The sequence below is a fragment of the Mycobacterium heidelbergense genome (assembly GCF_050205645.1).
Classification (GTDB): Bacteria; Actinomycetota; Actinomycetes; order Mycobacteriales; family Mycobacteriaceae; genus Mycobacterium; species Mycobacterium heidelbergense_A.
The window spans coordinates 12377-33983 of record NZ_JBNMQT010000034.1; the positions used below are offsets into that span (position 1 = coordinate 12377).

The following is a 21607-nucleotide window of genomic DNA, read 5'->3' on the forward strand; positions in this document are numbered from 1 at the left end:
TGACCGTGGAATACTTGACCCTGAACCGATCTCCCCGGGTCTACATGCGTTTTCAGTCAGAAGGGGGAATGGCAGTGATAACCGAATCCGCTACGACATTCGCTCGCATGTTTAGGGGCTACGATCCGGCCGCGGTTGATGCCTATATCGAGAAGTCGATCACTAAGCAGCAGTTGCTGTTCGAGGAAGTCGAGAGCCTGAGGGAGCGGCTGAAAGAATCCGGCGATGAAGCAGCCGCGCTGCGGATCGAGGTCACTGTCCTCAGGGATGAGGTCGCCGCCCTTACCGACAGTTCACCGGCACCGTACGCGATGCAACAGCGGATCGCCGCGATGCTGCAGCGCACGATCAACGAGGTTTCCGAGATGCAAGCCGAGGCGCGCGCCGAGTCAGAGGCGCTGATCGCTGCGGCCGAAGCCAAGAACGAGGCCGCGCAGCGGAAATACAAGGAGCTGTTGGCGGATATAGCCGCGCAGCGAAAAGCCCTAGATGCCGAGTACGAGGAAACCAAAAAGAAGCAAGACGCCGAACTGGCCGCGATGCGCGCCGAGACGCAATCGGCGATAGAGGACGCGTGGAACACCGCCCGACGGGAACATGAGCAGCTGCTCGCCGACGCCAAGCAGGGGGCTGATAAGTATCGGGAGCAGGCCCGGCGGACGGTCGACGAGGCGAGTCAGCAACGAATCAAGATCCTGGAGCAATTGGTGGGCGTGTACCGCGGCCTGGAAGGGTTTCCGGCCGCTCTTGAGTCGGCATACCAAGACCGACAGAATCCGCCGGAGGCCAGCGTTGTGGTGCCGTTGGATCCCAACGTCAGTCGCCTGCCCTCCGGCTTCTAGCAACCCGTCGACGAGGGGGCAGTGCCCAGGTTGCGCCCAGCTAGGCCCACGTTTCGCGCCGCCGGTGCGCCAGCGCGGCGGTCTCGAGGAACAGCTTGAAGATCGATGGCGGGACGAGCCGGTTGAGCTTGCGGTAGCGGCGGAAATCCTCGAACACCGTTCGGAAACACAGTTCGCTGGCGCGATACGCCTCGAAGACCCGGTCGAGTGCGGACTCGTCCCAGGGCTTGTCGCACGCGGCCGCGTTCAGCGTGCGGTAGACGGTGCAGATCCAGTCCGTGCCGAAGGGCTCCACCACGGGGCCGGAGTGGCGCTGGCGGTGCAGATCGCGATGGAGAAACTCCTCGATGGCGCCCTCGTCGCGGTGGTTGAGATCAATGGACAGCGCAGCGGAAATCCGCTTGATCTCCCGGCGCCAGTCATCGAGAAGGTTGGCGTAATCGACAAACACGCGCGGCGTGCCGCGGGTGTCTTTCTCGGCCACGAGATTGAATCTGAGCCACAGGGCACTCGACAACTCCGGCGAGAGTCCAGCGCTGACCGCGACCGAGGCGATGACTTCCTGTGGATGCCGCACCGCTATGACGGCCACGACGTCGAACCCGGCAAGGCGCGCCGCCTCGAACCACACGTCCGACAGCACCGTGATCCTCGGGTCCTTGATCACCACCAGCGGCGCGGCCGGCAACGTGGCGAGAAACGCCTTGATCTCGGTGATGCAGGCGGCCTTTGTCTTGCCGTCCAACACGCCTTGCTCCTGTAGGCGCAGCGTCGGGTCGAACATGGTGCTGCGGTGGCGGCGCAGGATCGCTTCGTTGAGGCAGTTGGCCTCGCGCGGCTCCCAATGACCCCGGGGATTGTCTCCCATGGCGCCCACCAGCCGGTCGGGAAGCGCACCGCCGCACAGCGAGAGAACCCGCGTGAGTGCCGACGTGCCGGACCGGTTCATCCCCAACACGAACAAAAGGACCGGGCGGTCACCAGGCCCGCGCGGTGCGGCGAGGGTCTCATCACATCTCTGCATCCTGGGCTATCCCCCTCCCAGCGGCCATCGGGTGCGGCAATGCTACATACCAGCGGTGTGTGATTCGGCGAATTTTCAGACGCTTTCGCTTTACATAACTGATTCACAGCATGGGCGGTTTCGAGGTGGCCTAAGCGTTAGGCCGCACCGCGGCGAATCCGCTTGACTCTCTATCGAACGAGTGTTCGAATGAATGGATGCGGTGGGCTACCCAGGCCGTCGCGGTCAACGGGCAGCCCGTCGACGACGGGGCCCTGCCCGGACTGCAGCGGATCGGCTTCGTCCGAAGCGTGCGCGCCCCGCAGTTCGACGGGATCACCTTTCACGAGGTGCTGTGTAAGTCCGCACTGAACAAGGTGCCCGATGCCTCGGCGCTGCCGTTCCGCTACACCGTCAACGGCTATCGCGGCTGCTCGCACGCCTGCCGCTACTGCTTCGCGCGCCCCACCCACGAATACCTGGACTTCGACTGCGGCACCGACTTCGACACCCAGGTGGTAGTCAAGACCAACGTCGCCGAAGTGCTGCGCCGGGAGCTGCGCCGCCCGTCGTGGCGCCGCGAGACCGTCGCGCTCGGCACCAACACCGATCCCTACCAGCGCGCCGAGGGCCGCTACGCGCTGATGCCGGGCATCATCGGCGCCCTCGCCGGTTCGGGCACGCCGCTGTCGATCCTGACCAAGGGCACGCTGCTGCGCCGCGACCTCCCGCTGATCGCCGAAGCGGCCCAACAGGTTCCGGTGTCGGTCGCGGTGTCGCTGGCGGTGGCCGACGCCGAACTGCACCGCGACGTCGAGCCCGGCACCCCCACCCCGCAGGCCCGGCTGGGTCTCATCACCGCGATCCGCGACGCCGGCCGGGACTGCCATGTGATGGTCGCGCCGGTGCTGCCACATCTCACCGACTCCGTCGAGCACCTCGACGGGCTGCTTGGCCAGATCGCCGCCGCGGGGGCCACCGGCGTCACGGTCTTCGGCCTGCACCTGCGTGGCTCGACGCGTGGCTGGTTCATGTCGTGGCTGGCCCGCTCGCATCCCGAACTGGTCGGCCGCTATCGCGACCTCTACCGCCGCGGCGCATACCTGCCGTCCGGCTATCGCGACATGTTGCGTGAACGGGCCGCGCCGCTGATCGCGAAACATCGGCTCGGCGGCGATCACCGCCCGCTCCCGCGGGCTGCCGCGCCCGCGGTCGCCAAACCCGTTCAGCCGACGCTGTTTTAGGCCGGCTTGTCGCCACGCGGCTTGGTGAGCGTGAACTGGTCGACGACGGTGACCGTCCCGAACAACCCGCGCAGCGCGTAATACGTCGCCTTGATCGAGGTGTTGCCGCCGGGTTGGCCCGGATCGACGTCGAAAGCCACGAAGCCGTAAGGATTGTCGCGGTCGCGGAAGGCCGACCACGGCGCGTCTTCGATCGCATAGATCGGTGGCTTGCGCCCGATCGCCGGATCGAACGCGCCGACCCCCGTCAACACGCGGCATAGTGGCCGGGCGAAGAACAGGCCGTTGGACGGCGCGGAGGTGCCGCCCCCACCGATGACGAGGTGCACCGTGCCCCGGGTCGCGTCGATGAGATCGGAGCGGGTCTCGACTGGCCTCGGTGTCCGGGTATCGGTGCCCAGCGTTCCGCGCAGCGGATGTGACCGCTCGTAGTGGTGTTCGTGGCCGCACAGCACCAGATCGACCTGATACTGATCGAACAACGGCAGCCATTCCTCGCGGATGCCGAGGTCGGCGCCGTTGCGGCGGTCGGCGGTGGAGATCGCCGTCTGATGCATGCACACAACAACCCAGTCGATGTCGGCATCGCGCCGCGCCGCGGCGAGTTCGCTGGCAAGCCAGCGCTTTTGCTCGCCACCGGAGTAGCCGTGCACATAGAAGTTGCCGCCGTCCTGGTAGGCGATGTCGTCGTTGTTGAGGCTGATCACGCGCACCGAGCCGGCGGTGAAGGAGTACCACATGCCGCGCATCTCCGGGCTGGATCCCGAATCGGGTACCTGGAAGTACGTTTGATACGCGCCGTATCCGATTGGCCCGTTGCCCAATTCGTTCTCGTGATTGCCCGCCGCGGGCATCCACGGCCGATAGCGCGCCGAGCGGGTGTTGTTCTCGAACCAGTTCGACCAGGTGCGGATTCGGTCCTGCGCCAGGTTGGCGTAGCACAAGTCGCCGTTGACCAGGTTGAACAGCGGGCCGAGCCGTTCGATCGCCAGCGTGGTGTCCCCGGCCGCGGGTGAGCCGATGTTGTCCGTGCCGTAGCCGCTGGGCAGCTTGTCCAGCGTCGGGGTGGACTGATCGCCGAAGCTGGTGAAGCGCAGCGGTTTTCGCCCCACCGGCGCGGTGCGTACCGTCCCGGGTTCCGGCTCGGCGCCGTCGTGCACCGCGGCGTAGATGTAGTCGGTCTCCGGGGTCAGGTTCGTCAGGCGGGCGTGGTTGACGCGAACCTCGGTGTTGGACTTGGCGTCCCGATACGTGCGCGTTTCGGCCGCCACGGTGCGCCCGAATCCCGACGCCGGGGTGCCCAGCAGGACGCGCGGATTGCGGACGGCCTCGGTACTGTGCCACGACACCACCACCTCGGTGGCGGCGTTCTTGCCGAATTGCAGGTGCAGCCCGGCGACCGGCGGCGCCCCGCCGCGATCCGGCTGGTACCACAGCGCCGGGCCGCGGGGATGCGCGTGGCCAGACCACAACAGCGCCGCCCCGCCGGCCCCGACGCCGCCGAGCACCGCGGAGGCCGCGGTCGAAGTGAGCAGCCGCCGGCGGCTGATGCCGCCGGCACGCTCCGGGTCGCCGCTCATGGTTGCTTCATACCCGAGCCGGGCGGCCTAGTGGCGATGCGGTTCGAGCAATCCGGCTTGGCCCTCGGCCGGCGGGCGCGCCGCGAGCCACTCGCGCGTGGCCGCGTGCGACCGCTCGATGAGCGTCGCCGCGTGCGAGAAGTCGGCTCCCGACGTGGCGACCGGGCACAGCGGCCGGATCACGCGGAGGTCGACGTCCTGTTCGAATCGCTCGACATCGACGGCCAGGCGGTGGTTGACCGCGAGGGTCATGGCGTGCAACGCCATATTCACCGCCGTCTTTGGTGCCGCGGGCAGGTCGCACGAGTAGCCGGTCGGCAGCACCCAGATCCGGTCGGCGCCGAGCTTGACGGCGTGCGAGATCGGGGTGTTGTTCACCACGCCGCCGTCCATCAGGTAACGGCCGTCGACCCGCACCGGCGGGAAGACGCCCGGGATGGCGGCGCTGGCGGCGATCGCGTCGACGGCGTCGCCCGACGACAGCCGCACATCGGTGCCGGAGATGACGTCGGTGGCCACCACGTGCAGCGGGACGGACGCGTCCTCGAGACGTTCGAACTCCAATTTGTCGGCGAGCAGGCGCCGCAAACCGGTGTTGGGGACCAGGTGCGACCGGCGACCGAGCATGCCCAACGCGCCGGCGAGCGGATGGGTGGGGAAGATGTCCCGCCGCGACAACGACACCCACAGGTCGGCGAGGCCGCGAATCCCGGCGGCGTCGGGCCGCGACGCGATCCACCCGCCGTTGACCGCGCCGACGGACGTGCCGATGATCAGGTCGGGCGATTCCCCTTGGTCGGCCAGGGCGAGCAGCATGCCGACATGGATCGCTCCCAGGCTGGCGCCGCCGGACAACACGAATGCGGTGGGCACAGATGCATCGTAGGGACTTTCGGGTCAAATTCCGGGGGTAACGGATCCGGTAGCGTTTTCGATATGACCAACGTGCGAAATGTGACCACCGCATGCGCCGCGGCAACGCTTGCGGCAGCCGCAGCAGTGGCTGTCACGCCCGCGACCTCCTATGCGGATCCGGCCGGCCATCAAGTGACGTACACCGTGTCGAGCCCCAACAATCTGACCGCCACCGTCAACTACGTGAACGCCGATCCGCCCAGCCAGGCCGCCTACAACGCGGACCCGTCGAAGTTCATGACCAGCGTGCAGGCTCCGCTCAGCGGTGGAACGCCGGTCACCTACACCGTCAGCTTGGCGAACCCCACGCAGTGGGCGAGCATCAGCGCCAGCGGCATGCTGCATTGGCCGGATTCGGGCAATGGTCCGGCCTCATTCCACTGCGAGATCGCCGTGGACGGCCAGGTGGTCGCGCAGCAGGACGCGACCACCACCGTCACCTGCGCGGCCCGGCCGCCCGGGTGAACTAGCCGAGGTTCGTGGCGGCGAAGGTGTCGCACTGGTGCGGGTCACCGGTCTGATACCCGATGGTGAACCACTTCTGCCGTTGCGCGGCGGACCCGTGCGTCCACGACTCCGGGTTGACGCGCCCGGTCGTCTCCCGCTGAATGCGGTCATCGCCCACCGACGCCGCGGCCGAGAGCGCATCGGCAATGTCCTTGTCGCTCAACGGCTGCAGGTACGGCACGCCGGTGTTTTCCTGCTTGACCGTCGACGCGTAGTGCGCCCAGATGCCGGCGTAGCAGTCCGCCTGTAACTCGGTCCGCACGCCGTTGCCGCCGGCGCCCTGCGCGCCCTGCTGGGAGCGGCCCAGGACGCCCTGCAGCTGCTGCACGTGATGGCCGTATTCGTGGGCGACCACGTATTCCTGCGCGAATGGTCCACCGCTGGAACCGAATTTGTCGACCAGCTCCTGGAAGAAGTCGGTGTCGAAGTACGCCGTCTGATCCACCGGGCAATAGAACGGCCCGACCGCGGTGGTGGCCGCCCCGCAGCCGGTCTCCACCTGCCCGGTGAACAGCCGCACCCGCGGGCGGGTATAGCCCGGCATCAGCTGATGCCAGACCGCGTCCACCGAATTGCCGGTGGCGATTACGCGGCACTGCACGTACTTGTTGGCGTCGGCGCCAGTCTTGCACTGGCCCAAGTCGAACCCGGGCGCCGAGTAGCCGCCGGTGTTCATCTGCTGGGAATTCATCACGCGGCCCGGATCGACGCCGAGGAACAACGCCGCGATCAGGATCAGCAGCCCGACGCCGCCGCCCCCCACGGCCATGCCCATGCCGCCCATACCGCCCGACGACGACGCGGTGCTGGTGTCGATCTGCATACCCTCGTTGAAGGTCATCGCACCCTCCTAATGCTGCTGGGCCGCGCGCGCATCGGTATAGCTACGCAGATTACGCAGGAACCGGCGCAGGCCCAGGTTCAGCAGCGGCCCGGCGACCAACATCGCCAGCCGCGCCGGGCCGGCCGGCTGTTGCGCCATGGTCCAGGTCAGTCGGCAGCCACCAGGGATGACTTCCACCCGGTAATCCTCGGCGAACGCGGCCACCGAGCGCGTCGAGCACTCGTTGAACCGAAATGCCATGTGGCGAAACGGTTCCCACGCAATGAACTCTTCGTCGCCGACGATGCCGCCGCGCATCTCGACGACGCGGGTGGTGCCGATGCCGCGTGGCTCGGGACTGGTCCAGGTCACCTTGGTGATCACCGGGGCCCAGCGCGGCCAGGACTCGGCGTCGGCGAGCACCTCGAACAGCTGCTCGGGTGTGATGGCGAGGTCGACACTGTTGCGGAATCGGAATGGCGCGTTCTCGATGAAGCTGAGGTCGACGCGCTCGCAGGCGTACATGGCCTCTAACCTAGCTCGGTGACGATGCGCGCCCGGAGCGGCGTGAGGAGGAGGCGGGCAATCGGACCTAGCCCGGACCGTCGCTGGCGGCGGCCAGCAGCGGCACCAGGATGTCGCTGATCGGCGTCGCCAGGTTGTGGGCGCGGGCCTTGCGGATGATCACCCCGTTGCGGATCTCCCACTCCAGCCGCCGGCCGTTTTCCGCGTCGGCCAGCATCGACGTGCTCATGTCCTCGGGAACGTGACGAAACATCTCGACCAACTCTTCGGCCACGCCGTCCGGCAGCCTGGCCCCCTCGGCACGCGCGACGGCCAGGCATTCGGCGACGTAGCGCCGAGACAACGCGGCGACGTCGTCGCGGCGGAACATGCCGGATCGCCTCCGCGACAGGGCCATGAACCCGGCCAGCGCGTTGGTGAGCAGCTTGCGCCAGGCCCCCGTGAGGAAGTCGGGATCGCACTCCACGTGACAGCCGGCGCCGCGCAGCAGCTCGGCGACGCTCTCCGCCGAGGGGCCGGAGGGCAGCACCAGCCGGGCCTCGGTGCGCAGCCGCACCCAGCCGTCGGGCTGCGTCTCGGCCGAATACCACACGATGCCCGGGATCACGGGGGAGGACGGGCAGTGCGGCTTGACCTGGTCGACCTGCTCGACACCGTTTTGCAGCACGGCGACGATGGTGTGCTCGTCGCACAGCCGGGCCAGCCAGCCGGCCGCCTCGTCGTTCTGGGTGGCCTTGACCGCCAGCACAACCACGTCGACCGTGCCCGTGATCTCGGCGGGATCGGTGAGCACCGGGCCGGGCACCACGATCGGCTCTTCGCCGTCGGGCCGCAGCTCGATGCTGTCGCGGGGAGTGTGGCCGCAGACCAGCACCGAATGCCCGGCCTTGTAGAGCAGCGCGGCGACCGTCGTGCCGACGGCGCCGGGACCGACGAGTGCGATGGTGGTGGCGATAGGACCGAAAATACCTGCTCTAGACTGGTCACTCGTCCAAAGCCTGCTGAAAGGGAGTGTTTGTGCTGCGCAGCCACGCCGCTGGTTCGCTACGGGCTAGCGACGCCGGACAGCAGGTGACGTTGGCCGGCTGGGTGGCGCGCCGCCGTGACCACGGCGGTGTCATCTTCATCGATCTGCGCGACGCCTCCGGTGTGGCACAAGTCGTGTTCCGCGCCCCCGACGTGCTGGCCCAGGCGCACCGGCTGCGCGCCGAGTTCTGCATCGCCGTTGACGGCGTCGTGGAGATCCGCCCGGAAGGCAACGCCAACACCGAGATCGCCACCGGCGAGATCGAGGTCAACGTGACCTCGCTGACCGTGCTCGGTGAGAGCGCCCCGCTGCCCTTCCAGCTCGACGAGCCCGCCGGCGAGGAGCTGCGGTTGAAGTACCGCTACCTCGACCTGCGCCGCGACGGCCCGGCCGGGGCAATTCGGTTGCGCTCCAAGGTGAATGCCGCCGCCCGCGCGGTGCTGGATCGCCACGACTTCGTCGAGATCGAGACCCCGACCATCACCCGCTCGACGCCGGAGGGTGCGCGCGACTTCCTGGTACCGGCCCGCCTGCATCCGGGTTCGTTTTATGCCCTGCCGCAGAGCCCGCAGCTGTTCAAGCAGCTGCTGATGGTGGCCGGGATGGAGCGCTACTACCAGATCGCCCGCTGCTACCGCGACGAGGATTTCCGCGCCGACCGCCAGCCCGAATTCACCCAGCTCGACATGGAGATGAGCTTCGTCGACGCCGAAGACGTGATCGCGATCTCCGAGGAGATCCTGGCCGCGCTGTGGGAGCTGATCGGCTACCGGGTTCCGACCCCCATCCCGCGGATCACCTACGCCGAGGCCATGCGACGATTCGGCTCCGACAAACCCGACATGCGGTTCGGGCTGGAGCTCGTCGAGTGCGGAGAGTTCTTCAAGGACACCACATTTCGCGTCTTCCAGGCCCCGTATGTGGGCGCGGTGGTGATGCCCGGCGGGGCCTCGCAGCCGCGCCGCACGCTGGACGGCTGGCAGGAGTGGGCCAAACAGCGCGGGCACCGCGGACTGGCCTACGTGCTGGTCGGAGACGACGGCACGCTGGGCGGCCCGGTGGCGAAGAACCTCAGCGAGCGCGAACGCGACGGCCTGGCCGCGCATGTCGGCGCCAAGCCGGGGGATTGCGTCTTCTTCTCGGCGGGCCCGGCGAAGTCGTCGCGGGCGCTGTTGGGCGCCGCCCGCGGCGAGATCGCAAGCCGGCTCGACATGATCGACCCGAACGCCTGGGCGTTCGTCTGGGTGGTCGACCCGCCGCTGTTCGAGCCGGCCGAAGAGGCGACCGCCGCCGGCGACGTGGCGGTCGGCTCCGGAGCGTGGACCGCGGTGCACCACGCGTTCACCTCGCCCAAGCCCGAGCACGAGGACGCCGTCGACAGCAATCCCGGCAGCGTGCTGGCCGACGCGTACGACATCGTCTGCAACGGCAACGAGATCGGTGGCGGCTCGATCCGTATCCACCGCCGCGACGTCCAGGAGCGCGTGTTCGCGGTGATGGGCCTGGACAAGGCCGAGGCCGAGGAGAAGTTCGGATTTCTGTTGGAGGCGTTCATGTTTGGCGCGCCGCCGCACGGCGGCATCGCCTTCGGCTGGGACCGGATCAACGCGCTGCTGTCCGGGGTCGACTCCATCCGCGAGGTGATCGCCTTCCCGAAGACCGGCGGCGGCGTCGACCCGCTGACCGACGCGCCTGCGCCGATCACGGCCCAGCAGCGCAAGGAGTCCGGAATAGACGCCAAGCCGGAACCCGCCTAACACGAGCGTCGGCCCGCCACCCCGTTTCTAAGGTGGCGGGCTTTGCGCGACTCACACCTTCCGGGTCTGTATCGGCGCGTGATTGGGCGGTGCGACCGGCGGGTGGGGGTGCGTGCGTGCCGGCGCATCGGTGACGACCGTCTTGCCGTTGGTGCACGTGACGAGCTTGCCGCCGACGATGACGCCCTGGCCCTCGTCGATCGGGATGTCGTAGCCGTCCGGGTCGGTGTAGTGGCATCCGCCGCTCGGGCCGGTGGGCCCGTTGGGCTCGGCATACGCGGTGGCGGGGGCCAACGCGACAATGGCCAGCGCGCCGAAGAGCGTCGCGGCGTACCGCAAACGAGTGTGTTTCCGGCTGGTTGATGTGTTCTTCATGGTGATCTCCCTTAGGTTGTCGCCGCCCGGTTTGGGCTGCGTTCATCGACTAAGGGCAACTAGGAGCACAAAAATGGACACTTTCTGTCCGGAATAGACGCCAAACCGGAAAGGGTTGACCAGGCATGACCCAAGGGATCCCTGACACCGACACCATCAACGCGTTCAACAACGGCATCGTCGACGAGTTCCGCGCCAACGACGGCAAGGTCGGCGGCCAATTCGCCGGTGCCAACCTGCTGCTGCTCACCACGACGGCGCCAAGTCCGGCACGAAGCGGACGTCACCGCTGGCGTACTTCCGCATCGACGGCAAGCTGATCATCATCGGCTCCTTCGCCGGCGCCCCGGTCAGTCCGGCGTGGGTGCACAACCTGCGCGCGAACCCGGCGGCCCATGTCGAGATCGGTACGGACGCGTTCGACGTGACGGCCCGCGAGCTGCCGACCGCGGAGCGCGACGAGCTCTTCGAAAAGGTCGCGGCCGCGGCGCCGGGCTTCGCGGAGTATCAGTCCAAGACCACACGCGTGATCCCGCTCTTCGAATTGCAAACGACCTAGCCCCACCGAGCGACCCCGCGCGCGGTGGGGTAAGTAAGCGTGATGAGCGCTTCGCTGTTGACGCGGCCGTCGGGGGCCAAAGCCGCCGTCGTCGGGGGTTTGAAACGGGTCCGTGACCTGTGGTTCACGCTCCTGCAGACGTCGGTGGCCGCGGGTCTGGCCTGGTATATCGCCCACGATGTGCTCGCGCATCCGCAGCCCTTCTTCGCGCCGATCGCCGCGGCGGTCTCGTTGTCGATCAGCAACGTGCTGCGCGCCCAACGCGCCATCCAGATGATGATCGGCGTCACGCTGGGGATCGGGGTGGGCACCGTCGTGCAGGGGCTGCTGGGGCCCGGGGCCGTCCCCATCGCGGTCGCCGCGCTGATCGCGCTATTCGTCGCGGTGTTCATCGGTCAGGGCTACATCGGCCAGGGCATGATGTTCGCCAACCAGACCGTCGTGTCGTCGATCCTGGTGCTGGCGTTGTACCGCAGCGGGGTTGGTTTCGAGCGCATCTACGACGCGCTGATCGGCGGCTGCCTGGCCATCGTCTTCGCCGTCGTGCTGTTCCCGGCCGACCCGCTGGAGGTGTTGCGCAGCGCGCGCATCGGAGTGCTCGGGACCCTGCGCGCGGTGCTGGCCCGCACCGCGGACATCGCGTCCGGCCGCCGAGCGCCGGCGCCCGACTGGCCGCTGTCGGCCGTCGACAGGGTGCACGGGCAGCTCGGTGGCCTCATCGGCGCCCGCACCACCGCCCGCCACGTGGTGCGGATCGCGCCGCGGCGATGGGGCATGCGGGGCGCCGTGCAGGCCGCGGAGCACCAGGCCGTGCACGTGGCGCTGCTCGCCGGTTCCGTGCTGCAGCTGGCGCGTGCCGTCGCGCCCCCCGACGACCGCGGCTGCGATCTTGCGCCCCCGGTGCCGGACGTTCTGGTCGACCTCGCGGCGGCCACCGCGCTCGCCGATTCGGATCCCGCGGGGGCGTGCGCCTACGTGGCCGCCGCGCGCCGCCATGCGTCGACGCTGCACGCCGGCGCCCACGAGCGAGCCGAGGTGGTGCTCGCCGACGTAGTCCAGGCCTGCGTGGACGACGTGCAACGGGTCATCGACCTACGGCCGCGATGACCCGGGCTCAGAAGGAACCGGTCAGGAACTCCTCAACCAGTTTCTTGGGCGCCTGCGTCAGCCACGCCTCGGTGATCAGCTCCTCGAGGCCGCGGGGCTCGATCTCGGCCAACCTGACCAGCACCGCCGGATAGCCGTCAAAGTGCGGGGTGGTGAAGTAGATGGCCGGCTCGTCGGCGATCAACGCGAACTTGACGCCCTCGTCGGACACCCGGACGCCGAGGATGTCGCCCTCGGGTGGCTCCACGCCGCTTGCCGTCAGCGCCTCGCGGTCCGACGGGCGCAGCGGACGTTCCCACGCCAGCAACTTCTTGCCGACCCGCCAGTCGTGCGGTGACTGCTCGGCGGTCAGCGGTAGCTCGCCAACGATGCGGGCGACGTCGTCCCACGTGGCCACACCACGATTGTGCGCCGGTTATGGTGCGGTTGGTGCCGTATTGGCAATCGATTGCTAGGAGGTGGCGGGTTGTCTTCGGAAGCGTCGTCTGAAGTGCAGGCCCCGGTCACCCGTCGGCATCGGGTCACCCACCGCACCGAATACCGCTACTCCGACACCGTGACCAGCTCCTACGGTCGCGGTTTCCTCACCCCGCGGGATTCGCTGCGGCAGCGCTGCATCGCGCACCGGCTGGACATCGAGCCGGCTCCCGCCGACATCTCCACCAGCCCCGACGCCTACGGCAACATCAGCTCCTTTTTCCACGTCACCGAGCCGCATCGCACCCTGACGATCACCAGCGACTCCATCGTCGACGTGTATCCGCTGACCCCCGAGACGTACACCAGCGGCCCGGCCGTGGCGCCCTGGGAGGAAGCCCGGCCGGCCGGACCCCGGGGGGCGCTAGCGACGGAGTTCACCCTGGACCTCGATCCGCCCGAGATCACCGACGCGGTGCGCGAATACGCGGCCCCCAGCTTCGCGCCCGGGCGCCCGCTGGTGGAGGTGTTGCGCGACCTCGCGTCCCGGATCTTCACCGAGTTCACCTACCGGTCGGGCTCGACGACGATTTCCACCGGGGTCGACGAGGTTCTGGCGGCCCGGGAGGGGGTATGCCAAGACTTCGCGAGGCTGGCGATCGCCTGTCTGCGAGCCAATGGTCTGGCGGCGTGCTACGTGTCCGGTTATCTGGCCACCGACCCGCCGCCGGGAAAGGACCGGATGATTGGTATCGACGCCACCCATGCGTGGGCCTCGGTGTGGACGCCGCGGGAGCCCGGCCAGTTCGAATGGCTGGGGCTCGATCCCACCAACGACCAGATGGTCGACCAGCGCTACATCGTCGTCGGCCGTGGCCGCGACTACGCGGACGTGCCGCCGCTGCGGGGCATCATCTACACGGACGCGGAGAACAGCGTGATCGACGTCGCCGTGGACGTGGTGCCGTTCGAGGGTGACGTGCTGGATGCGTGACTTCCACTGCCCGAATTGTGGCCAGCGTCTGACGTTCGAGAACTCCACCTGCCTGGCGTGTGGCAGTGCGCTGGGGTTTTCGCTCGAGAGCATGGCCCTGCTGGTGATCACCACCGGCGAGGAAGGCGAAAAGCCCGGGTTCGTCTGCGCAAGCGAGTACGAGCTGTGCTCCAATCGCTATGTCGCCGAATGTAATTGGTTGGTCCCGATCAACGCCCCCGGTGGACTGTGCACATCGTGCGCGCTGACGCTGGAACGGCCCAACGACAACGACGCCGACGGGCTGGCCGCGTTCGCCCGGGCCGAGGCGGCCAAGCGGCGGCTGGTCGCCGAGCTGTCCGAGTTGAAGTTGCCGATGGTCGGGCGTGACCGGGATCCCGACTACGGCTTGGGATTTCGCCTGCTGTCCAGCGCGCACGAGAAAGTGATGACCGGCCACGACAACGGCGTCATCACATTGGATTTGGCGGAGGGCGACGACGTCCACCGCGAACAGCTGCGCGTTGAGATGGAAGAGCCGTACCGGACCCTGCTCGGCCACTTCCGGCACGAGGTCGGGCATTACTACTTCTACCGGCTGATCAGCCCGTCCAGCGATTACCTGGCACGGTTCAACGAGCTGTTCGGCGACCCCGACGCCGACTATCAGGAGTCGCTGGATCGGCACTACAGCGACGGCGCGCCGGCGGGTTGGCAGGAGAGCTTCGTGTCGTCGTATGCGACCATGCACCCCGCCGAGGATTGGGCCGAGACTTTCGCCCATTACCTGCACATCCGCGACACGCTGGACACCTGCGCCTGGTGCGGCCTGGCGCCGGCGTCGGCCACCTTCGACCGGCCGGCGTTGGGCCCCAGCGCATTTCCCAACATCATCGAGATGTGGCTGCCGTTGTCGTGGTCGCTGAACATGGTGAACCGTTCGATGGGTCACGACGACCTGTATCCCTTCGTGCTGCCCGCGGCCGTCCTGGAGAAGATGCAGTTTATTCACACGGTCATCGACGAGGTGACCTCGGATTCGAAGGGGCCCACGGCCGTCAGTGCCTAGATGCCGGCTAGGCCGGCATCACGCGGCGTTCGTCGCCACCCCACAGCGGCCGGATGCCGATCGGCAGCGCCAGCTGTGTTTCGGTGATCGCCTCGGCCAGATCGCGCAACTCGGCCTGGATCGCGGCGAGCAGGTCCGCCAGCTGCGCGCGGCGCCCGTCGGTGACCTCGTCCAACTCGGCGGGATGCGACCGGCGCAGCCGCGTTCCGATCTCGTCGACAATCCGCTCCGGGCGCGACGATCCCGACGAGCCGGGCAGGTCCTTGAGGTCGGCCCGCAGCCGCTCCAGCTGATACAGCAGCGATCGCGGGTTTTGCGCGTCGAACAGCATCAGCTCGGTCATCGCGGCGACACTGACCTTGCCGACCGTGCGGCGCCGGTAGATCACCGACGATTCGCACGCCACCAGCGTGGACTCGATGACGGCCTGCTCGGCGGCGGCGCCGCGCACGGTGGTCATCGTGGCGCCCAGCAACGCGGTCAGCCAGAGGCCGCGCTCGATGCGCTTGCCGATGTCCATCATCGTCCAGCCCACGTCGCGCACCATCGACTCGCCGGCGATCCCCGCTAGCGTCAGCATCCCGGCCAGCGTCTGCGAATGCGCCGAGGCGAGCAGGCTGTCGGCGCGGGCGAGCGACTGCGGCGGATCGGCCCGGTGGGCCAGCGCGCGCTCCACGCCGGCCAGCACCATCCACGTGTCGTTGGACAGCTGGTCGCGCACCGCCCTGGCGGCCAGCGCGAGCCCCTCCACCGACTGGACCAGGGATCCCGGCCGGTCGGCGTCCACGGTCAGCGACCACAGCGTCGAGGGGGCGATGGCGATCATCTCGGCGTGGTCGTGGTCGGCTCCGGTGTCGGTCCCGGTGATGCGGCCCAGCGCGGCCATCAACACCGGGACACACAAGCTTTCCTCGGTGTCCTGCTGGAGCCGGTAGACGTGGAAGCGGTCGCGGGCGACGATCAGCAACCGGGCCATGTTCTCCGCGCGCTCGCCGTAGCGTCCCATCCAGAACAGGTCGGACAGCACACGCGGCGAGCTGACCGCCCAGGTACCGGCGGCGGTCTTCACCGGTGGCTCGACGACGGGCAGCGTGATCGCCTCCGCGCGGGCCCGCTCGGTTGGGCGCACCCAGACATCCTTTGCCGCAACGGTTTTCAGTGTGTACGCGGCGGGCCCGGACGCCAGCACATAGCCGACGCCACCGACCATCGGCGCGTAGCCGCTGCGCTGTGCGACGGTGAACAACCGCATACCGACGCCGGCCGACGACAACGCGCCGGAATGATCGGTCGGCGCCGACGAGAACTGCGGCAGCTCCTGGCCGACCCAGTGCCACGGCGTGTCCTCGATCCGGGCCGCCAACTCGGTGAGCTGGGCCGACGAAAGTGTGGGCCCGACAAGGGTTTTCCCGCCGACCGTGGACTTGATCAGCAGCGACGAGAGATTGGCCAGCAGGTGCGAGCGTTCGCTCGCGATGCCGCCCCAGTACAGCGGTGCGGTCCCCAGCAGCGGGGGTTCGCCGAGCAGCCGCTCGGCCAGCTGGGGCAGAAAGCGCAGCAGCCCAGGGCTTTCCAGGACGCCGCTGCCCAGGGTGTTGACCACGGTCACCGTGCCGCGATGCTGCGCCTCCACCAAACCGACGACGCCCAACCGGGAGTCGGCTCGCAGGTCCAGAGGATCGGCGTAGAGGGCGTCGACGCGGCGAAGCACCACGTCGACCTGTTTGAGCGTGCCCAGCGAGCGCATCCACAGCTTGCCGTCGCGAACCACCAAATCGGCGCTTTCCACCAGCGGAAAGCCCAGCAGCGTGGCCAGATATGCCTGATCGAAAGCCGTCTCCGAGTAGATGCCCGGCGACAGCACCACCACCACGGGATCCTGGGCGACGTCGGGTGCCGCGTCGATCAGCGCCAGCCGCAGCGCCTGCGCGAACGGGGTGGTCGGTCGCGGCGCGATCCGCTCGTAGAGGTCGGGAATCGCGTGCGCGATGACGCGCCGGTCGGCCAGCGCGTAGCCCGCGCCCGACGGGGCCTGCGTCCAGTCGGCGTTGACCTGAAAGCTGCCGTCCGCCAACCGGCTGACGTCGCAGGCGTGCATGAAAAGCTGGTGGTGCCCGGGCACTTCGATTCCGGTGGCGCTGCGCACGTAGCCGGGATGGGCGAACACCAGCTCCGGTGGCAGCGCGGCGTCGGTGAGCAGGCTGCGGGGCCCGTAGAGATCCGCGAGCACGGCATCCAGCAGGCGCGAGCGCTGCACGAGCCCGGCCTCGAGCACCTCCCAGTCGGCCGCGGAGATCACGATGGGCAGGGTGTCCAGGCTCCAGGGTCTGGGTTCCAGGCCGTGCCCGTCGCGGCCGGAATCGACCTCGGTATAGGTGATGCCGTCGTTGTCGATCAGGCTGTGCACCAGCGACCGCAGCTGATTGAGCCCGGCCCGTCCGCACTCGGCGACGGTGTCGGCCAGCTCGGCCCACGCCGGCCGCACGTTTCCGTCGTTGTCGACGAATTCGTCGTAGCCGATCCCCGGTCCGTGCCGCAGATCGAACAGCGCTTCCTGCGCTCGCGCGGTCTGATACCCGGCCAGCAGCCGGTCGGCGTCGTAGCGGTCCCCAGTTGTGGGGGTAACCGCAAGGGAATCCGGGGATGCCATTACTGCTGCACGGTACGCACGCGCCGCAGGTCAAGAATGCCCGGCGCGCCGATGTCGGTGAATATTCGGGCCTGCTTCTCCCGGATGGCGGACAGGTCGAGCTTGCCCGGGGTGAAGCCGGTGGCCTCGAAGCGGCGGGCGCGCCGCGACTCGGCCTCGACGGCGTTGACCGGCGGCTCGTCGTAGGCGCGCCCGCCCGGATGCGCGACGTGGTACGTGCACCCGCCGCGCGACGTCCCGGTGGCGAGGTCGACGAGCTCGAACCGCAACGGCACGTCGGTGGTGACCGTCGGGTGCAGCGCGCTGGGCGGCTGCCACGCCTTGAACCGCACCCCGCCCACATGGATGCCGGGGTTGTCGGTCGCCAGCAACGGCACCGGATAACCGTTGCAGGTCACCACATAACGGTCCCGGTCCGCGCCGATGATGCGGACCTGAATGCGCTCGACCGACGAGTCGACGTAGCGGGCGGTGCCCGTCGCGGTGGCCTCCTCGCCGAGCGTGTTCCACGGTTCGATGGCCCCGCGCAGCTCGATCTCCACGCCGTCGAAGACTGCGGTGCCGATGCGGGGGAAGCGGAATTCGGTGAACGGGTCCAGCCAGCTGGTCTCGAACGCGATGCCGTGCGCGCGCAGGTCGGCGGCCACATCGGCGATGTCGTGAATCAGGAAGTGCGGCAACAGGTATCGCCCGTGCAGGTTGGCGCCGTGGCGGATCAGCGGGGCGCGCAGCGGCTCGTCCCAGAACCACGCCACCAGCGAGCGCACCAGCAGCGACTGCACCATCGCCATGCGCAGATGCGGCGGCATCTCGAAGCCGCGCAGCTCCAGCAGGCCCAGTCGTCCGCGGGGGCTGTCGGGGCTGTAGAGCTTGTCGATGCAGAACTCGGCGCGGTGGGTGTTGCCGGTGATGTCGGTGAGCAGGTGCCGCAGCGCCCGGTCGGTCACCCACGGCCGCGGCGCATTGCGCCCGAAAGGCCCGGCCAGCCGCGAGATTTCCGCGAACGCGATCTCGAGTTCGTAGAGCGCCTCGTCGCGGCCCTCGTCCACCCGCGGTGCCTGCGACGTGGTGCCGACGAACCGCCCGGCGAACAGATAGGACAGCGCGGGGTGCCGCTGCCAGTACGTCAGCAGCGACACCAGCAGGTCGGGGCGGCGCAGCAGCGGCGAGTCCGCGGGCGTGACGCCGCCGAGCGTGATGTGGTTACCCCCGCCGGTGCCGCCGTGGCTGCCGTCGACGTCGAACGACTCGGTGGACAGCCGGGCGAGCCGGGCCTGCTCGTACAGGGTTTCCAGTTGCCGGTGCTGTTCGGCGAAGCTGGCGGTGGGCGCGACGTTCACCTCGATGACGCCCGGGTCGGGCGTGATCGTCGTCGAGGCCAGCCGCGGATCCGGCGGCGGGCCGTAGCCCTCGATCACGACGGGGCAGCGGGCCCGCGCGGCCGCGGCCTCGACCCTCGCGATGAGGTCGATGAAGTGATCCAGCGCCTCTGTGGGCGGCATGAAGATGTACAGCAGCCCGTCGCGGACCTCGCAGACCATCGCCGTCGGCGGCGCGGTGTCGTCGTCCACCACCGCGGCCGTCGACTCCTCCGCGGGCTCGCCGCCGGACAGGGGGTCGGCGTCGAACGTCGCCCGCGGCGGTCGCCAGCTGATCGAATCCAGCGGTAGCCGCAGGCCCGCCGGCGAATCGCCCTCGAGCAACACGATGCGACCGCGGCGCAGCCGCCAATCGGCGCTGGCCCAGCCCAGGCCGTCGTCGCGGCGGTGCAGCGGCAGCACGAACGCCGCCGGGGACGCGGTGGATTCGTCCAGGCGCGCCAGCAGCGCGGCGCGAGCGGCGGCGCTGTCGGCTGCGAGGTCTTCGCTTGGTTGCGCGGGGCCGCCGTCGGGCAGGCGGACTTTGGCCGCCAGCCGGGCCAGCGGGTCCTCGTAGGCCGGCCGCACCTGCGACAGCGGCAGTCCCAAACCCTCGGCGACCCCGGCGAGCAGCTTGTTGGACGCCTCGTCGTCCGCGGCCGGACCGTTCGTGACCCAGGGGTCGGCGAGCAGCGTGCCGTCGGTCCACAGCGGCCGCCCGTCGGTGCGCCAGTACAACGCAATCTGCCAGCGCGGCAACGGTTCTCCCGGATACCACCTACCCTGCCCGTGCTGGATGAGTCCCGTCGGCGCCCACGCCGCCTTGAGCCGCGCGGCCAGATCGGAGGCCCGCTGGCGCTTGTGCGGGCCGTCGGCCGCCGTTGTCCACTCCTCGCCGGTTTGGTTGTCCACCGACACGAACGTCGGCTCGCCGCCGACGGTGAGCCGGACGTCCGCCGCGGCCAGCCGCTCATCCACGCGGCGGCCCACCTCGCAGATCGTCTGCCACGCCTCGTCGATGTAGGGCAGCGTGACCCGTGGGTCTTCGTGCACGCGGGTGACGGTGTTGGAGAACTCCAAAACCGTGGTGCAGACCGCGGTGCCGCCGCTGATCGGTGCCGCGGTCGCGGGATGCGGGGTGGCGGCGAGCGGGATGTGGCCCTCGCCGGCGAACAGGCCCGACGTCGGATCCAGCCCGATCCAGCCCGCACCCGGGATGTACACCTCTGCCCACGCGTGCAGATCGGTGAAGTCCGCCGCGGGGCCCGACGGTCCGTCGAGCGCCTCGACGTCCGATGCCAGCTGCACCAGGTAGCCGGACACGAAGCGGGCGGCCAACCCGAACCGGCGCAGGATCGACACCAGCAGCCACGCCGAGTCGCGGCACGAGCCGACGCCGGTGCGCAGCGTCAAATCCGGTGTCTGGACACCCGGTTCCATCCGCAGGCTGTAGGCGACGTCGGCGTTGACCGCGCGGTTGAGCGCCACCAGGAAGTCGATGGTGCGGGTGCCGTCCGGGACGGAGAAGTTGCGCACCCACGCCTGCACGAGCTCGCCGGGGCCGGAGGCCCCACCAGCGTCCGGGTCGCCTTCGTCGACGGGCCGCAGGTACGGTTCGAGGTCCTCGGCCAGCGGCTTGGGGTAGGTCAACCCGCCGGGCGGCCACGTCTCGGCCCAGTCCTCGATGAAGAAGTCGAACGGGTTGATCACCTTGAGGTCGGCGATGAGCCCGACGGTGATGGTCAGCCGGCGCATGGGATCCGGAAACACAAGGCGGGCAAGGAAGTTGCCCACCACGTCCTGCTGCCAGTTGATGAAGTGCTCGGCCGGCTCGACGCGCAGCGAGTAGGCCTCGATGGGCGTGCGGGAGTGCGGCGCCGGGCGCAGCCGCACCACGTGCGGATACACCTGCACCAGGCGATCAAAGGTGTAGCTGGTGCGGTGCTCCAGCGCGACTTTGATACTCATTACCGCTGATTGCACCACAAGGGCCGCAACCACGCAGCGCAGCGTGCTGCGCAGCGGAAACCGACGCGTCGGCTATGCGGGCTGCGATCCCGGTGGCGGACCCGCCTGGTAGCCCGGCTGGTCCGCTGGAACGACCTGACCGCCCGACAGCTTGCGGTAGGTGTAGATCTGGATGAGCTGGGCGATCGGGAAGGCGACGATAAGGCCTATCCCGCAAAGCAATTCACCGACCAACACCACCGCGTATTGCACGAGCCACGACAGCAGCGCGCCGCCGACGTTGGACCGGGTGGTCGCGATGCTGGCCTTGATGGAGTCGACCGGCGAGAGCGATCGGTCGATGACGAACGGGATGGCGAACATCGCGAGGAAGGCGAAGATGATGCCGGGGATGATGCACAGGAGCGACCCGATCATGACGCCGATCGCGAGCAAGATCGAGGTGAGCACCACGCCACCGAGGTTGCGCACCTTGAAGAACGTTCCGATGGTTACCGGCTTTCCGTCGGCGATGTCCAGGCAGCCGGATGCCAACGCCGCGGTCATGTAGATCGCCGTGATGAAGAGCAGCACGTAGCCGATGAACAGGACGACATACGACGCGGCGCTGTAGCTGATGGCGACGTTGCTGGCGGTGTTGCCGTAGGGATCGGTGTAGGTGCTGCTCGTGCTCTGGCCGAAGACCACCGGCAGGAGCCCGGCAACCAGACCGAAGATCACCAACGCCACGACGTAAACCACCACGGGGACGATGAGCGCTACGGCGTTCTGGGAGAACTTGTTCCACGCCCAGGTCACCGCCTCGCCGACGTTGAACTGCGGCGCGGCCGGGCCACCGGGCGCGCCACCGTAACCGGGTTGCGGCGGCGGGTAGCCGGCCGGCGGCGGGGCATAGCCGGGAGGGGGGC

General features: G+C 68.7%; 17 protein-coding genes and 2 pseudogenes. 8 read left to right on the forward strand and 11 right to left on the reverse strand.

The features are described from left to right. Positions 1-74: 74 nt before the first annotated feature. Positions 75-842 (forward strand): cell division protein DivIVA, encoded by a 768-nt coding sequence (locus ACQI5H_RS23380; RefSeq protein WP_427081688.1) that lies wholly within the window; start codon positions 75-77, stop codon positions 840-842. A gap of 40 nt (positions 843-882) precedes the next feature. On the opposite strand, the gene ACQI5H_RS23385 is transcribed toward ACQI5H_RS23380, so the two are convergent. Next, a complete protein-coding gene (locus tag ACQI5H_RS23385) occupies positions 883-1866 on the reverse strand; it encodes a sulfotransferase family protein (RefSeq protein WP_427081671.1) in 984 nt (327 codons plus the stop codon). A 197-nt stretch (positions 1867-2063) separates the two neighbouring features. Between ACQI5H_RS23385 and ACQI5H_RS23390 the strand changes: the two genes are divergently transcribed. Next, positions 2064-3089: an Rv2578c family radical SAM protein gene (locus ACQI5H_RS23390; RefSeq protein ID WP_427081672.1), complete on the forward strand. Its 1026-nt coding sequence runs from the start codon at positions 2064-2066 to the stop codon at positions 3087-3089. On the opposite strand, the gene ACQI5H_RS23395 is transcribed toward ACQI5H_RS23390, so the two are convergent. Then, positions 3086-4669, reverse strand: coding sequence for a purple acid phosphatase family protein (locus ACQI5H_RS23395; protein WP_427081673.1), 1584 nt, complete (start codon positions 4667-4669; stop codon positions 3086-3088). The two genes, ACQI5H_RS23390 and ACQI5H_RS23395, sit on opposite strands and share 4 nt — an antisense overlap. 27 nt (positions 4670-4696) lie before the next feature. Next, complete coding sequence (locus tag ACQI5H_RS23400) at positions 4697-5542, reverse strand: patatin-like phospholipase family protein (RefSeq protein ID WP_427081674.1); 846 nt, start codon at positions 5540-5542, stop codon at positions 4697-4699. A 63-nt stretch (positions 5543-5605) separates the two neighbouring features. Here ACQI5H_RS23400 and ACQI5H_RS23405 point away from each other — a divergent pair, with 63 nt between their 5' ends. Next, complete coding sequence (locus ACQI5H_RS23405) at positions 5606-6049, forward strand: hypothetical protein (protein WP_427081675.1); 444 nt, start codon at positions 5606-5608, stop codon at positions 6047-6049. Position 6050: 1 nt separating this feature from the next. Here the strand turns inward: ACQI5H_RS23405 and ypfJ are convergent, their stop codons facing one another. The 3 genes from ypfJ to ACQI5H_RS23420 form a co-directional block, all read right to left on the reverse strand. Continuing rightward, the gene (gene ypfJ, locus ACQI5H_RS23410; protein ID WP_427081676.1) at positions 6051-6932 is read right to left on the reverse strand and encodes a KPN_02809 family neutral zinc metallopeptidase; all 882 of its coding nucleotides are present in this window, start codon (positions 6930-6932) and stop codon (positions 6051-6053) included. A gap of 9 nt (positions 6933-6941) precedes the next feature. After that, the gene (locus tag ACQI5H_RS23415; RefSeq protein WP_427081677.1) at positions 6942-7439 is read right to left on the reverse strand and encodes an SRPBCC family protein; all 498 of its coding nucleotides are present in this window, start codon (positions 7437-7439) and stop codon (positions 6942-6944) included. A gap of 67 nt (positions 7440-7506) precedes the next feature. Beyond that, on the reverse strand, positions 7507-8394 hold the full coding sequence (locus tag ACQI5H_RS23420; RefSeq protein WP_427081689.1) for an oxidoreductase: 888 nt from the start codon (positions 8392-8394) through the stop codon (positions 7507-7509). Positions 8395-8450: 56 nt separating this feature from the next. On the opposite strand from ACQI5H_RS23420, the gene aspS reads away from it, so the two are divergent. Then, positions 8451-10223, forward strand: a complete 1773-nt coding sequence (gene aspS / locus ACQI5H_RS23425; RefSeq protein WP_427081678.1) for an aspartate--tRNA ligase — start codon at positions 8451-8453, stop codon at positions 10221-10223. 51 nt (positions 10224-10274) lie between these two features. Here the strand turns inward: aspS and ACQI5H_RS23430 are convergent, their stop codons facing one another. After that, a complete protein-coding gene (locus tag ACQI5H_RS23430; RefSeq protein WP_427081679.1) occupies positions 10275-10598 on the reverse strand; it encodes a hypothetical protein in 324 nt (107 codons plus the stop codon). Positions 10599-10723: 125 nt separating this feature from the next. Here ACQI5H_RS23430 and ACQI5H_RS23435 point away from each other — a divergent pair. Beyond that, a pseudogene (locus ACQI5H_RS23435) lies at positions 10724-11157 on the forward strand (nitroreductase family deazaflavin-dependent oxidoreductase). 42 nt (positions 11158-11199) lie between these two features. Beyond that, a complete protein-coding gene (locus tag ACQI5H_RS23440; protein ID WP_427081680.1) occupies positions 11200-12264 on the forward strand; it encodes an FUSC family protein in 1065 nt (354 codons plus the stop codon). Between the two features lie 7 nt (positions 12265-12271). Here ACQI5H_RS23440 and ACQI5H_RS23445 read toward each other — a convergent pair whose 3' ends face one another. Then, a complete protein-coding gene (locus ACQI5H_RS23445) occupies positions 12272-12661 on the reverse strand; it encodes an MmcQ/YjbR family DNA-binding protein (protein ID WP_427081681.1) in 390 nt (129 codons plus the stop codon). 69 nt (positions 12662-12730) lie between these two features. On the opposite strand from ACQI5H_RS23445, the gene ACQI5H_RS23450 reads away from it, so the two are divergent. Together ACQI5H_RS23450 and ACQI5H_RS23455 are read left to right on the forward strand one after the other, a co-directional pair. After that, the gene (locus ACQI5H_RS23450) at positions 12731-13675 is read left to right on the forward strand and encodes a transglutaminase family protein (RefSeq protein WP_427081682.1); all 945 of its coding nucleotides are present in this window, start codon (positions 12731-12733) and stop codon (positions 13673-13675) included. Beyond that, positions 13668-14734, forward strand: a pseudogene (locus tag ACQI5H_RS23455) (zinc-binding metallopeptidase family protein). The gene ACQI5H_RS23450 and the pseudogene ACQI5H_RS23455 overlap by 8 nt, the downstream one beginning before the upstream one ends. Here the strand turns inward: ACQI5H_RS23455 and ACQI5H_RS23460 are convergent. The 3 genes from ACQI5H_RS23460 to ACQI5H_RS23470 form a co-directional block, all read right to left on the reverse strand. After that, positions 14731-17373 (reverse strand): circularly permuted type 2 ATP-grasp protein, encoded by a 2643-nt coding sequence (locus ACQI5H_RS23460; RefSeq protein WP_427081683.1) that lies wholly within the window; start codon positions 17371-17373, stop codon positions 14731-14733. The pseudogene ACQI5H_RS23455 and the gene ACQI5H_RS23460 sit on opposite strands and share 4 nt — an antisense overlap. Further along, positions 17373-20699: a DUF2126 domain-containing protein gene (locus ACQI5H_RS23465; RefSeq protein ID WP_427081684.1), complete on the reverse strand. Its 3327-nt coding sequence runs from the start codon at positions 20697-20699 to the stop codon at positions 17373-17375. Before ACQI5H_RS23465 ends, ACQI5H_RS23460 begins: the two co-directional genes overlap by 1 nt. 72 nt (positions 20700-20771) lie before the next feature. After that, on the reverse strand, positions 20772-21607 hold an 836-nt coding region (locus tag ACQI5H_RS23470; protein ID WP_427081685.1), incomplete at its 5' end, for a hypothetical protein.